Here is a 13010-nt window from a genome sequence, read left to right as displayed (position 1 = left end):
CCCGGCGGCCGCCCGCTCTCTCCAGGATCAGGTCGGCTGCGACGAGGTCCCAGTCATGAGAGTTGCGGCGCACGATCGTACCGTCGATCCGGCCTTCCGCCACCATGGCCAGGCGATAGGCAAGCGAGGGCACGTGGCGGATACGGTGAATCTGCTGGCGAACGTCCCCTTCCAGCTTCTTCACCATCTCTTCGGCGGCGGCGATCGAAAGCGGTTCCCCGCTCCTCGGCTCGGAAACGGCGATGGGTTCGCCGTTCTTCAGCGCCGGCCCGTTCTTGAGGGCTGAAAACTCCTCCTCCAGCGCCGGAGCGACCAGGACGCCCGCCACCGGCCGGCCCTTGTGGACGACAGCCACGGAAACGCACCAGGTCTTCTCGCCGTTGATGAAGGCGCGGGTTCCGTCGATCGGGTCGATCACGAACAGCGTTTCGCAGGAAAGCCTGGCGGCATCGTCATCGGTCTCTTCCGAAAGCCAGCCGTAGTTCGGCCGAGCCTTCAGAAGCACGCTCTGGAGGCGGTCGTTGGCGGCGAAATCGGCGGCGCTGACCGGCGAGCGGCCTTCGTTCTTCCACCAGACTTCCGGAGACTGGCCGAAAAAACCGAACGCAATCTCGCCCGCCTGCCGGGCCGCATCGCAGATCAGCTCGAGATCGTCCTGCCAGTTCTCTTTCACAACGTCCATCAGCGGCCAGCCAGCGTCATGCCCTCGATCGCAAGCGTCGGAGAGGCGACGCCGAACTTCCGGTCGATATCATCGGCCGGCGTGATGCGCATGAACATGTCCTTGAGATTGGAGGCGATGGTGACCCCCGATACCGGATAGGCGAGCTCGCCGTTCTCGATCCAGAAACCGGTGGCGCCGCGGCTGTATTCGCCGGTGATCATGTTGACGCCCTGGCCGATCAGTTCGGTCACGTAGAAGCCCGTCCCGACCGAGCGGATCAGGTCTTCCGGGCCGATATCGCCGGGCTCCAGCGCCAGATTGGTGGAGGCAGGCGTAACGCTGCTGCCGCCGCGCACCCCGCGCCCGTTGGTGGGCAGCCCAAGTTCGCGGCCGGTCGAGGTGGAAAGGAACCAGTGCTTGAGGACGCCGTCCTCGATCATCGCCATGCGCTTGCCCGAAACGCCTTCACCATCGAAAGGCCGGGAGGACGCGCCGCGCACGACCAGCGGGTCATCGGTGATATTGAGCCCCGCCTTCAATATCTGCTGGCCCATCCTGTCGCGCAGGAAGCTCGTCTTGCGGGCGACGGCGGCGCCATTGATAGCCCCGGCGATATGGCCGACCAACCCACGGGCGACGCGAGGATCGAAGACGACGGTGACATTGCTACCGGTGTTCACCTGGCGCGGGTTGAGCCGCTTGACGGCGCGATCGCCGGCGCGGCGGCCGATCTCCTTCGGATCGTCCAACTCCGCCGCATAAAGGCGGCTATCGAAATCGTAATCCCGCTCCATCTTCGTGCCCTCGCCGGCAATGACGCTGACGGAACGGCTGAAACGGGTCGCCATGTAGCTGCCGGAAAAACCGTGCGAGGTGACGAGGACCATGCCACCCATGCCGGCGGAAGCGCCGGCGCCGGAAGAATTCGTCACCCCCGGCACGTCGCGCGCCGCCTGTTCGGCCTCGAGCGCGGCCTGCCGCAGGGCATCGGTCGGAACCTCCGTGCCGTCGAAAAGGTCGAGATCGGGATAGGTGCGGGCCAGGTCCTTCTCGTCCGCCAGGCAGGCGAATGGGTCTTCCGGCGAAACTCTGGCCATGGCCACCGCGCGCTCGGCCAGCGTCTTCATGTCGAAACCGGGATTGGCGGAAACGCTCGCAACCTTCCCGCCGACGAAGACCCTCAGCGCGAAGTCGTCGCTCTCGGATGCTTCCGTGCCCTCCACCTTGCCGAGCCGCACGGAGACCGAGCGCGAGCGCGAGCGCACCACGACCGCATCCGCCTGATCGGCGCCGGCGGCCCTGGCAAGATCTATGAGTTCACCGGCGCGGGAAAGCAGGGAGGCGGAATCGATTTCGGAGGTCATGATTGTGCCTTTCATTCACGCTCCATTTATTGTGCACTACAAGAAGCATCAAGGGCGGCGTTCCGATTCTCTCGGAGCCGCACGCCATCCCACGATCTCGAAAGTAACCCCGCATGACCGCGCCCGGCTCTCTGTTTTCGCAAATGCTCCTCCTGCTTGCGGGAGCGGTTGTGGCCGCGCCGATTTTCCGAAAGCTGGGGCTCGGCACCGTGCTTGGCTATCTCGCCACCGGCGTCATCATCGGGCCGATCATGCAGCAGATCACGGAAGCCGAGGAAGTGCTGCATTTCGCCGAGTTCGGCGTCGTCTTCCTGCTCTTCATCATCGGGCTGGAACTGAAGCCCTCGCGGCTCTGGCAGATGCGCGGCGACGTCTTCGGGCTCGGACCGGCGCAGGTCGTGATCACCGGGGTTGCGCTCAGCGCTCTCGGCTATTTCTTAAACCTTGCGGATTGGCGCGGCAGCCTCATCATCGGCTTCGGCCTGGCGCTTTCCTCCACAGCGTTTGCGCTGCAGATCCTCAACGACGATGGGGAGATGAACAGCCGCTACGGGCAGCGCGCCTTTTCCGTGCTGCTTTTCCAGGACCTCGCCATCGTGCCGCTGCTGGCGCTGATCACCATCCTCACCCCCGGTTCGGAGGGAGCGGCTGCCTCGCCGCTCAAGGATTTCACGATCGCCGTGGCGGCCGTCGGCGCCATGGTCTTCGCCGGCCGCTACATACTGACGCCGATGTTCCAGATCATCGCCCGCACCGGCGCGCGCGAGGTCATGATCGCCGCGGCCCTGCTCGTGGTGCTCGGATCGGCCGCGGCCATGCAGGCGGTCGGGCTTTCCATGGCGATGGGCGCGTTCCTTTCCGGCGTGATGCTGGCCGAATCCTCCTACCGGCACGAGCTGGAGGCGGATATCGAGCCGTTCCGCGGCCTTTTGCTGGCGCTCTTCTTCATGGCGGTCGGCCTTTCGCTGGAACTTGAGGTCATTCTCGACAACCTCTTCTTCATTCTGCCGGCCGTCCCGGCATTCATGATCGTCAAGGCGGCCGTCGTCTATGCGCTCAGCCGACTGTGGGGCTCGCCGCACAACGATGCCATCCGCATCGCCTTCCTGCTGCCGCAGGGCGGCGAATTCGGCTTCGTGCTGTTCACCACGGCGACCGCCGCCGGCCTGTTCTCCTCCGCAACCGCCTCCCTGCTGATCGCCAGCGTCACGCTTTCCATGGCGCTGACGCCGCTCGGGGCTGCACTTTCCCGACGCCTTCTCTCTGGCGAGAACCGCGAGGAGCTGGAAGAGGATTTCGACGGCGCAGGCGCCGACGTGCTGATGATCGGCTTCTCGCGTTTCGGCCAGATCGCCGCGCAGATTCTGCTTGCCGGCGGCAGCGAGGTGACCGTCATCGACGATTCGGCCGACCGCATCCGTCAGGCGGCGAGTTTCGGCTTCCGCATCTATTTCGGTGACGGGACGCGACGGGATGTCCTGATCGCCTCCGGCATCGAACGGGCGAAGATCGTGGCGGTCTGCACCCAAAAACGGGAGACCACCGACCAAATCGTCGATCTCATCCGCTCGGAATTCCCCGATGTCCGGCTCTTCATCCGCTCCTACGACCGCATTCACTCGCTTTCGCTACGCGACCGCAATGTCGAATACGAACTGCGCGAGACGCTGGAATCGGGTCTCCTTTTCGGCCGCCGCACGCTGGAAGGGCTCGGCATGAGCGAGAACGAAGCCTATGAAATCGGTGAGGATATTCGCCGGCGCGACGAGGAGCGGCTGCAGATCCAGGCGGTCCAGGGGCTCGGCGCCGGGCAGGAAATGCTGCTGAACAGGCCCGTACGCCCCGAGCCGCTCATCAAGCCGAAGCGCACGGTCGCCCTCGACGAACCCGAAGCCGAGCCGGAGCCGGCGGCGAGCGTCTAACCCACGCCTTCCTGCGCCGGGCCGCTGCGCTCGACCATCGCGACGATCGTTCCGGAAAGCTCCTCCTTCGCCTGCTCGGCGGTGATTTCTCCGGTTGCCGCAGCATTGGAGAGAGCATCGGCCGCGCCGAGCATCGCCCACAGCCCTGCGGAGGAAACGAGCCCGTTCCTGGCGAACGGCGCAAGCTGGGCGCGGCACTTTTCCATGAAAACCAATTGGTATTCGCGCTTGATCCTTTCGAGCTCCGGAGAGCTCGCCAGGGCCGCAACGATGCCCGGTATCTCGCGCCCCTGTTCAAGCACGCATTCCACATAGGACGAAGCGATCACCCCCGCGCGGTCGGCAAGCGTCGGCTTGCTCGCTCGAAGCGCCTCGTCGATGATCGCCGTCTGACGCCGGTCGAACTCCTTGTAGAGCTCCACCAGAAGCCGGGGCCGCGTATCGAAGTGATCGTAGACGACCGGCTTTGCGACCCCCGCCTGTTCCGCCAGTCGTCCCAGCGTCAACGCCTCCGTCCCCTCCTCCCGGATGATCCGCCAGGCGGTTTCGATCAATTGGCGGCGTCTGGCCTCGCGCGACAGGCGCTGGCGCGGATGGGTGGCGGGTTTCATTTCCATGCTTGACATCGGCTATATACCAAAAGTAACTTACTAAAAGTATATAACGTTATCCCGTTAACCGCAACCACTTACCGGAGCCTTGAAATGCACGCTCTCGTCGTCGTCGCCCATCCCGACCCCAAATCGCTCACCCACAACGTCGCCACCCACATCGCCAATGGTGTTCTCGCCTCCGACCCTGCGCATACGGTGGAGATCGCCGATCTTGCCGGCGAAGGCTTCGATCCGAGATTCACCGCCAACGATCATGCCGTACACTTAAGACAGGCACAGCAGGCGACCGATGTTCTCGCCGAACAGGCGAGGATCGATCGCGCCGATGCGCTGGTACTCGTCTATCCCGTATACTGGTGGTCCATGCCGGGACTGCTGAAGGGATGGATCGACCGCGTGTTCTCCAATGGCTGGGCCTATGACGAAGGTCCGGACCTGCCGACGGTGAGGAAGCTCAGCCATCTTCCCGTTCATCTCGTGGCGATCGGCGGCGCCGACATGCGGACCTATGCCCGCCATGGCTATTTCGGGGCGATGAGAACACAGATCGATCACGGCATATTCGGCTATTGCGGTGCGCCCGTCCTCACCTCCGAACTGCTCGTCGGCGAGCCTGACTTCAATCTGGAAACCGCCCGCGCCATAGGCGGCAAGCTCTTCAGCACATCCCGGCAGTCCGCAGCCGCATGATGCGGACCTGGGCTACCCGTCCGCCATCGTGTGAAGCGCGTCGACGGCGCGCTTCAGCTCGTCCTTCACATCTTCCGATTCATCGAGAATTTCCCGCGCCCTGAAGAAATCGAGGACGCGGAAGCGGTTCACGGCGGGGCGAAGGAATATCTGCGGCGGGCGCAGCTTCAGCTTCAGCGCGATGCTTGCCTGCATGGTGAGCTGGCTTGCGCCGAAGAGGCTGTCTATGCGGTTCGGAGGATGCGTGCCGTCGCCTTCCGGCGCGCCGACGACATCGACGGCGATCACCACATCGGCGAGTTCCATCAGGTGCTCGTAGGGAACCGGATTGAAGACGCCGCCATCGATCATGATGCGGCCATTGACCCTGACCGGCATGAACAGCCCCGGAATGGCCGCCGAGGCCGAGATCGCCGTGCGCAGATCGCCCTGCTCCAGCACCACTTCCGCCTGCCCGTAATAATCGGTGGCAGATATCTTCATCGGGATCACGAGATCGCGGAAATCCCTCGGCACTTGCGGCGGCAGAAAGGCATCCAGGATGAGTTCGAGGTTGAACTGGCCGAAGCGGAAGCCGCCGAGTTTGTCGCGCATGGAGGCCGGACCGAGGCTCCAGAGCCGGTTGAGGAGCATGCCGCGCTCCCCCACCGTCTGCAGCGTGTAATCGCGGATATCCCGTCCGGTCATGCCGGCCGCCATGCCCGCGCCCATGATCGCACCGATGGAAGAGCCGGAAATCGCGACCGGGCGGATGCCGAGTTCGTCCAGCGCCTCGATGACCTGGATATGCGAGATGCCTCGCGCTCCGCCGCCGCCGAGTGCCACGGCGAAGGTCAGTCCGCCATGGCGCGTATCTTTTTCGAGATCGGGAAGAGCAAGCCTTGTCGTCATCCCGAAGCTCCGTCAGCCCGGCTGGTAGCGGTAGAATTCGACGCGGGTATCGCCGAAGATGCGGCTTTCCAGCGGCTTGAACACCGGATCGACCGAAAGCTCCGCATCGGCGCGCTCCTCCAGGATTACAAGCGCGCCCGGCACCAGCCAGCCGCCCGCATGGGCCGCAAGCAGAGCGCCTTCACCCAATCCCTGACCATAGGGCGGATCGGCGAAGAGGAAATGGAAGGGCTCCATCGTGCCGATCGGCCCGAGCTTGGTTGCATCCCGCCTCAGGATGCGGGTGCGGCCATGCAGGCCGAAGCTGTCGATGTTCTCCCACAGAAGTCCCCTGCCCTCGACGCCGTTTTCGACGAAGAGCGCAAGCCGACAGCCGCGCGACAGCGCTTCCAGGCCGACCGCGCCGGTGCCCGCGAAGAGGTCGAGCGCCCGCGTGCCTTCCAGCGCCTCCGGATAGACATGGCTGATGATATTAAAAAGGCTTTCGCGCGTCCGGTCGATGGTTGGCCGGATGGCGTTGGATTTGGGAGTAGCCAGAGCCCGGCCACGAAACTCACCGCCGACGATCCGCACTTTCCGCTACCCCCTCGGTCCCTTGGGTTTGCCGCCTGTTCTGCCACCGGGGCGCGCTCCACCGGAAGGCCTGCCGCCCGGCTTTCCGCCGAAGGATTTGCCCCCGCCGGGCTTGCCCCCGAACGACTTACCCCCGCTCGGCTTGCCACGTCCGCCCGAAGGCTTGTCTCCGGAGCTCTTGCCGCCGGCGGGCTTGCCGCGCGGCTTGTCCCCAAAAGGTCTATCCCCGAAAGGCTTGTCTCCACGCGGCTTATCACCGAACGGCTTTTCGCCGCGCGGGCGCTCGGAGCGACCCTCGCTTCGGAAGGATTTCTCACCGCGCGTGCGGTCACCCTCTTCACGAGGCTTGCGATCAAAACGGGGCTTGTCGCCGAAGGAGCGCTCGCCACGCGGCGGGCGGTCACCGCGATCCGGGCGGTCACCGAAGGAACGCTTGCGGTCGAAATCGCGGCCTTCCTCCTCGCGCGGACGGCGCACCGGTGCTTCCGCGCGAATCCAATCGCTGTCGTCCTCGGCGCGGTTGACCACCACGCGACGTTCGCTTTGGGGCTTCGGCTTGTCAAACAGCCGTTCTGCCTCGGCGCGGGCGGAGGTTTTCTGAGCCTTGCCGTCGGCAGTCGGGCGCGCGCCCGGCGCCATCCACACATTGGTGGTGCGGCTCGTTCCCATCGGCGGGCGCTTCTTCGGGCGGTCGTCGCCGAAGTCGCGGTCATTACCCCTGGCGCCGCCCTTGCCGCGCGGCTTGTCGGCGAATTTGCGATCCCCGCGCTTGGTATCCAGGCGGCCCAAAGCCTTTTCGCGCCGATCTGCCGATCCCTCACCGCGGGGGCGCTCACCACGCGGGCGCTCGGAGCGTTCCGGCCTTTCGGCCCTCTCCGGCCGGGTCTCGCGGGCCGGTTTTTCGTCCTCCGGACCCTTCTGATTGTAGATCGGCGCCTCGAAATTAGCCTTGGCCTCTTCGATCAGGCGGGGACCGAGCTGTTCGCGCAGCGTGCGTCCGCGCACCTCCAGGACCTCGCCTTCCGGCAAGTCACCGAGCTGGAAGGGGCCGTAGGAGATGCGGATCAGGCGGTTCACTTCCAGCCCGAGCGCGCCCAGGACGTTCTTGATCTCGCGGTTCTTGCCTTCGCGAAGCCCCATGGTCATCCAGACATTGCGGCCCTGCTGGCGGTCGAGCGTCGCCTCGATCGATCCGTAGAGAACGCCTTCGACGGCGATGCCTTCCTTCAGCTTGTCCAGCGCCTCCTGGTCGACCTCACCATGGGCGCGGACGCGATAGCGCCGCAGCCAGCCGGTGGTCGGCAATTCGAGCACCCGCGACAGCCCGCCGTCATTGGTGAGCAGGAGCAGGCCTTCGGTGTTGATGTCGAGCCGGCCGATCGACAGTACGCGCGGCAGGTCTTCCGGCAGATTGTCGAAGACCGTGGGACGGCCTTCCGGATCGGAATTGGTGGTCACGAGGCCGGCCGGCTTGTGATAGAGCCAGAGCCGCGTGCGCTCGATGCCCCGGATCGGCTGATCGTCCACCTCGATCTTGTCTTCGAGCGTGACATTGACGACCGGCGTCTCGAGCAGCTTGCCGTTGAGCTTCACGCGGCCTTCCATGATCATCCGCTCGACATCGCGGCGGGAAGCGATGCCGGCCCGGGCGAGAATCTTGGAAATCCGCTCGGGCTTCCCTTCCTCCACGGCAGCGGATGCGACGACCGCCGGCCTGCGGGCGGGCTTTTCGGGCGCGGTCTTCTCGGGCGCGGTCTTGGCGGCCTTGAAATCGGGCCGCTTCTTTCCGGCGGCACCGGGTTTCGCTCCCGAGCGGGGTTTGCTTTCGCGATCGAAGGGCTTGCCTGCGCCGCGCTTCGGCTTGTCTTTGAACGTCATTTGTTGTTTGCCTGAAGCGAGATGTCGGACGGAATCATTTCCGGACATTCATGTTCGTGTTGATTTAACGGGCGGGGCCTGCTTCATCCATCGGGCTGGAACCCACTGGATGCATGCCTGCGACCGGCTCGAATTGGATTGCTTCCTACCAGTTCGCGTCATCCGGGTTAAGAGGAAATTGCCGAATGGGCAAAACGAACGGGTTCATGGACGAGGCTCTGGCCGAGGCGCGGCTTGCCGCGGAGCGCGGCGAGGTGCCGGTCGGCGCGGTCATCGTGCTCGACGGCAAGGTCGTCGCCCGCGCCGGAAACCGCACCCGCGCCGAAAACGACATTACCGCCCATGCGGAAATGGTGGCGATCCGGCATGCCTGCGAAACACTCGGGCAGGAGCGGCTTGCCGGCGCCGACCTCTACGTGACATTGGAGCCCTGCACCATGTGCGCGGCGGCAATCTCGTTCGCCCGCATCCGCCGTCTCTATTACGGCGCCGAAGACCCGAAGGGCGGCGCGGTCGACAACGGGGTGCGGTTCTATGCCCAACCCACCTGCCACCACGTGCCGGAGGTCTATTCAGGTCTGGGCGAAACGGAAGCAGCCGGCCTCCTGACCGGCTTCTTCAAGGCGAAACGCTGAAAAGCCGCGCGGATTACTGGAAAGGCTTCCACCAGCTCGAGGTCTTGGCCGTTTCCTCGGCCTCCTTCTTGCGGCGGCGCTCCTTCTGCAGCTCAGGCTCGCCCACGTCCTGAAGGTTGGCCGCATCGGCGGCACGGTATTCCGTCGGCGGATCGCTGAGGCTGCGGCGCGGGGCGCTGAGGTTCACCGTCTCGGCATTCTGCCTCGCCTGCCGGAAGGCTTCCCACTTTTGCGATTCCGTCATCTGCCCGGCCTGCCCCCTGCCGGCGAGCAGCGGCGAGCGGTAACGGGGATTGTTCTCGTTCTCGGTCGCTTCCTGGCGCAGGCGCTCGCGCGTCTCCTCCGGCGATTCGACCCAGTTGGGATTGTTCTCGCGGCCGGCGAGCGACTGCTGCGGCGACGGCAAGGTCTGGTTCTGCTGTTCCTTGGTGGCGACCACCAGCGAGGGGCGCGGATTGTACTTCACGCTGCGGCGCTTGTCGTCGTTACCGCCCACGGAGACCGCCGAACCCAGGTCGTCGGCCAATTGCTCCATGGCCGTCTTGTCCGTTCCATAGGTGGGGCTGCCCATGCAACCCGAAAGGGTCAACGTCGCGGCAAGAATGCCAGCCACGCCCATGCCGGCACGAAACGCATGTGTCGTCTTCATGAAAACCCTTCCACCAACAGGCACCCGTCCATGACGCCTGCGAGATTACTCCAATAGCCCGACTGCCGGAAAAATCCGGCCAATTTCGGGCAGATTTACCGGATCACGCGCCGAAGCGCAATGATCCGGCACTTTGCAATCGATCAGAGACGCCCGAGAGCGGCGAGCTCCCGCAGCGCCGCCGCATCGCGCGCGGAAACATCCGGATATTCGGGGTCGACGCCGACATCCTTCGTCACCCGCCAGGAGCGGGCGCATTTCACGCCCTCCGCCAGCTTCGGCTCGACGGCCACGCCCGGCACCTCGCGCAAACGGAAGGCATCGGCCGGGCCTTCGCCAGCCAATACGGAAATGCCGGAGGTGATGCAGATCTCCGCGAAGTCCTGCCCCTTCAGCGCTGCCAGCAGTTCCGGATCGGCGATATGCACGACGGGCGCGGCCTCCAGCGAGGAGCCGATCCGCTTGTCCTTGCGCTCGATTTCCAGTGCACCGGTGACGACCGAGCGGACGCGGCGGACATTTGCCCATTTCTCGGCAATTGCCTCGTTCTGCCATTCCGCCGGCACGGCCGGGAACTGTTCCAGGTGCACCGAAACCGCGGAAGGATTGCGCGAGAGCCAGGCTTCCTCGGTGGTGAACGGCAGCATGGGCGCAAGCCAGATCACCGTGCAATCGAAGATCTTACGGATCACGGCGAGCGCCGCCCGACGGCGGAGCGAAGACGGCGCATCGCAATAGAGCGCATCCTTGCGGATATCGAAATAGAAGGCCGAGAGCTCGACGTTCGAGAAATCGATGAGCGACCGGGCGATGCGCTTGAAGTCGAACGTGTCGTAGCCTTCGCGAACCAGCTTATCCAGCTCGGATAGCCGGTGCAGCATCAGCTTTTCCAGCTCGGGCAGATCGTCATAGGCGATCTCCTCGCCCTCATCATGGGCGAGCGTTCCGAGCATCCAGCGGATGGTGTTGCGGAGCTTGCGGTAGGCATCGACATTGGTCTGGATGATCGCCTTGCCGAGGCGCTGGTCCTCCCAATAGTCGGTGGTCATGACCCAGAGCCGCAGGATATCGGCGCCGGCATCCTTCATCACGTCTTGGGGCGCCACGACATTGCCCTTGGACTTCGACATCTTCTCGCCCTTCTCATCCATGGTGAAGCCATGGGTGACGACCGTGTCATAGGGCGCGCGGCCGCGGGTGGCGGCGGATTCGAGCAGCGAGGAATGGAACCAGCCGCGGTGCTGGTCCGAGCCCTCCAGATAGACGTCCGCCGGCCATTTCAGATCGGGGCGATCCTCCAGCGTGAAGGTGTGCGTGGAGCCCGAGTCGAACCAGACATCGAGGATGTCCATGACTTGTGTCCATCTGACCGGATCATGCTCGTTGCCCAGGAAGCGCTCCTTGGCGCCGGCCGCGAACCAGGCATCCGCGCCTTCCTTCTCGAAGGCTTCGAGGATGCGCTTGTTGACGGCATCGTCAGCCAAAACCTCGCCGTGCTCGTCCACGAAGACGCAGATCGGCACGCCCCAGGCGCGCTGGCGCGAAAGCACCCAATCCGGTCGGCTCTCGATCATGGCGCGCAGGCGGTTCTGGCCGGCGGCGGGCACAAAACGCGTGTCATCGATCGCTTTGAGGGCGCGGGTGCGCAGCGTCGTTCCGTCGGCAAGGTCCTTGTCCATATAGACGAACCATTGCGGCGTGTTGCGGAAGATGATCGGCTTCTTCGATCGCCAGGAATGCGGATATTGATGCTTCAGACGGCCGCGGGCGAAGAGCGCGTCATGCTCGATCAGCGCCTTGATGACGAGATCGTTGGCATTGCCCTTCTTGCCGTTGTCGTCCATCACCCGGCCGCCCTCGAGGCCGGGAGCATCGGCGGTGTAGAAGCCGCCGTCATCGACCGGGAACGGGATCTTCGTCTCGATGCCCTTGGCTTCCAGCTCGCGGATGTGATCCATCCAGGTCTCGAAGTCCTCGCGGCCATGGCTCGGCGCGGTGTGCACGAAGCCGGTGCCGGCATCGTCGGTCACATGCTCGCCGGCAAGCAGCGGCACGGCAAATTCATAACCGCCGCCGAGGCCTTTCAGCGGATGGGCGCAGGTGATGGCCGCCATCTCGTCAGCCGAAACGTCGCGCAGGCGCTTGTACTGGAGCTTGGCCTTGGCAAAGCTTTCCTCCGCCAGGTTATCCGCGAAGATCAGCTTCTCGCCCGGACGGGGACCGAAGTCGTTTTCAGCCGCCGTGATTTCGTAAAGGCCGTAGGCGACCTTCGGCGAATAGGCGATCGCACGGTTGCCGGGGATGGTCCAGGGCGTGGTCGTCCAGATGACGACATGGGCGCCAGCAAGTGCCTGCGGCCCGACTGCCACCGGGAACTTCACCCAGATCGTGTCGCTTTCGTAGTCGTGATACTCGACTTCGGCTTCCGCCAGCGCGGTACGCTCGACGACCGACCACATGATCGGCTTCGAGCCGCGATAGAGCTGACCGCTATTGGCGATCTTCAACAGCTCGCCGGCGATGCGCGCTTCCGCATGGAAGTTCATCGTCAGATAGGGGTTCTCGAAATCGCCGACGATGCCGAGGCGCTTGAACTCCTCGGTCTGGACCTTGATCCACTTTTCCGCATAGGCGCGGCATTCGCGACGGAACTCGATCATCGCCGCAGGTTCGGTCAGATCCGGCTTCGCCTTACCCTTGGCGCGGTAGTTTTCCTCCTCGATCTTCCATTCGATCGGAAGGCCGTGGCAATCCCAGCCGGGCACGTAATTGGAGTCATAGCCGCGCATCTGGAACGAGCGTGTGATGACGTCCTTCAGGATCTTGTTCAGCGCGTGGCCGATATGGATGTTGCCGTTGGCATAGGGCGGGCCGTCGTGAAGCACGAACTTCTCGCGTCCGGCGGCGGACGTGCGCAGCTTTTTGTAGAGGTCCATCTGCTGCCAGCGGGCGACCAGTTCCGGCTCCTTCTGCGGCAGGCCGGCGCGCATCGGAAATTCGGTCTCGGGCAGATAGAGGGTCTTCGAATAGTCGAGTTTTTCGGCTGTCTCGGTCATGAGGGCAATCTTCTCTGGCGCCGCGACGGGCGCTTACCTGATGGAAGTTCGGTGGCGGAAGGCGTTTCACAAAC

10 protein-coding genes and 1 pseudogene are annotated in these 13010 nt (G+C 64.4%); 3 read left to right on the top strand and 8 right to left on the bottom strand.

Features of this window, described 5'->3' with window-relative positions; all coding sequences use genetic code 11:
- The coding region (locus ACE04I_RS04050; RefSeq protein ID WP_487206660.1) for a 3'(2'),5'-bisphosphate nucleotidase CysQ at positions 1 to 685 on the bottom strand (685 nt) is incomplete at its 3' end.
- On the bottom strand, positions 682 to 2028 hold the full coding sequence (locus tag ACE04I_RS04045) for a TldD/PmbA family protein (RefSeq protein WP_046797457.1): 1347 nt from the start codon (positions 2026 to 2028) through the stop codon (positions 682 to 684). The genes ACE04I_RS04045 and ACE04I_RS04050, both read right to left, overlap by 4 nt.
- Before the next feature lie 113 nt (positions 2029 to 2141).
- Between ACE04I_RS04045 and ACE04I_RS04040 the strand changes: the two genes are divergently transcribed.
- Complete coding sequence (locus tag ACE04I_RS04040; protein WP_046797437.1) at positions 2142 to 3950, top strand: monovalent cation:proton antiporter-2 (CPA2) family protein; 1809 nt, start codon at positions 2142 to 2144, stop codon at positions 3948 to 3950.
- On the opposite strand, the gene ACE04I_RS04035 is transcribed toward ACE04I_RS04040, so the two are convergent.
- A complete protein-coding gene (locus ACE04I_RS04035; protein ID WP_046797436.1) occupies positions 3947 to 4576 on the bottom strand; it encodes a TetR/AcrR family transcriptional regulator in 630 nt (209 codons plus the stop codon). The genes ACE04I_RS04040 and ACE04I_RS04035 overlap by 4 nt on opposite strands.
- 78 nt (positions 4577 to 4654) lie before the next feature.
- On the opposite strand from ACE04I_RS04035, the gene ACE04I_RS04030 reads away from it, so the two are divergent.
- Positions 4655 to 5254 (top strand): NAD(P)H-dependent oxidoreductase, encoded by a 600-nt coding sequence (locus ACE04I_RS04030; protein WP_046797435.1) that lies wholly within the window; start codon positions 4655 to 4657, stop codon positions 5252 to 5254.
- A 12-nt stretch (positions 5255 to 5266) separates the two neighbouring features.
- On the opposite strand, the gene ACE04I_RS04025 is transcribed toward ACE04I_RS04030, so the two are convergent.
- The 3 genes and pseudogenes from ACE04I_RS04025 to ACE04I_RS04015 form a co-directional block, all read right to left on the bottom strand.
- Positions 5267 to 6145, bottom strand: coding sequence for a patatin-like phospholipase family protein (locus ACE04I_RS04025; RefSeq protein WP_046797434.1), 879 nt, complete (start codon positions 6143 to 6145; stop codon positions 5267 to 5269).
- Between the two features lie 12 nt (positions 6146 to 6157).
- Positions 6158 to 6718, bottom strand: a complete 561-nt coding sequence (gene rsmD / locus ACE04I_RS04020; RefSeq protein ID WP_046797433.1) for a 16S rRNA (guanine(966)-N(2))-methyltransferase RsmD — start codon at positions 6716 to 6718, stop codon at positions 6158 to 6160.
- Positions 6699 to 8596: pseudogene (locus tag ACE04I_RS04015) on the bottom strand (pseudouridine synthase). Before ACE04I_RS04015 ends, rsmD begins: the two are co-directional and overlap by 20 nt.
- 185 nt (positions 8597 to 8781) lie before the next feature.
- Here ACE04I_RS04015 and ACE04I_RS04010 point away from each other — a divergent pair.
- Positions 8782 to 9231 (top strand): nucleoside deaminase, encoded by a 450-nt coding sequence (locus ACE04I_RS04010; RefSeq protein ID WP_046797431.1) that lies wholly within the window; start codon positions 8782 to 8784, stop codon positions 9229 to 9231.
- 13 nt (positions 9232 to 9244) lie between these two features.
- Here ACE04I_RS04010 and ACE04I_RS04005 read toward each other — a convergent pair whose 3' ends face one another.
- Together ACE04I_RS04005 and ileS are read right to left on the bottom strand one after the other, a co-directional pair.
- Positions 9245 to 9880 (bottom strand): hypothetical protein, encoded by a 636-nt coding sequence (locus ACE04I_RS04005; protein ID WP_046797430.1) that lies wholly within the window; start codon positions 9878 to 9880, stop codon positions 9245 to 9247.
- 143 nt (positions 9881 to 10023) lie between these two features.
- Positions 10024 to 12936, bottom strand: a complete 2913-nt coding sequence (gene ileS, locus ACE04I_RS04000) for an isoleucine--tRNA ligase (RefSeq protein WP_046797429.1) — start codon at positions 12934 to 12936, stop codon at positions 10024 to 10026.
- Positions 12937 to 13010 lie beyond the last annotated feature (74 nt).

This window comes from Rhizobium moroccans, assembly GCF_057559155.1.
Note: the sequence above shows the minus strand (reverse complement) of the source record. Positions and strands in the feature narration are given on the sequence as shown.

What these genes read in the sequence shown, in the direction of transcription:
- ACE04I_RS04010 (WP_046797431.1), top strand. Translation starts at nt 8,782, where the DNA reads ATGGGCAAAACGAACGGGTTCATGGACGAGGCTCTGGCCGAGGCGCGG.
- ileS (WP_046797429.1), bottom strand. Translation starts at nt 12,936, where the DNA reads ATGACCGAGACAGCCGAAAAACTCGACTATTCGAAGACCCTCTATCTG.
- ACE04I_RS04035 (WP_046797436.1), bottom strand. Translation starts at nt 4,576, where the DNA reads ATGTCAAGCATGGAAATGAAACCCGCCACCCATCCGCGCCAGCGCCTG.
- ACE04I_RS04040 (WP_046797437.1), top strand. Translation starts at nt 2,142, where the DNA reads ATGACCGCGCCCGGCTCTCTGTTTTCGCAAATGCTCCTCCTGCTTGCG.
- ACE04I_RS04005 (WP_046797430.1), bottom strand. Translation starts at nt 9,880, where the DNA reads ATGAAGACGACACATGCGTTTCGTGCCGGCATGGGCGTGGCTGGCATT.
- ACE04I_RS04025 (WP_046797434.1), bottom strand. Translation starts at nt 6,145, where the DNA reads ATGACGACAAGGCTTGCTCTTCCCGATCTCGAAAAAGATACGCGCCAT.
- ACE04I_RS04045 (WP_046797457.1), bottom strand. Translation starts at nt 2,028, where the DNA reads ATGACCTCCGAAATCGATTCCGCCTCCCTGCTTTCCCGCGCCGGTGAA.
- ACE04I_RS04030 (WP_046797435.1), top strand. Translation starts at nt 4,655, where the DNA reads ATGCACGCTCTCGTCGTCGTCGCCCATCCCGACCCCAAATCGCTCACC.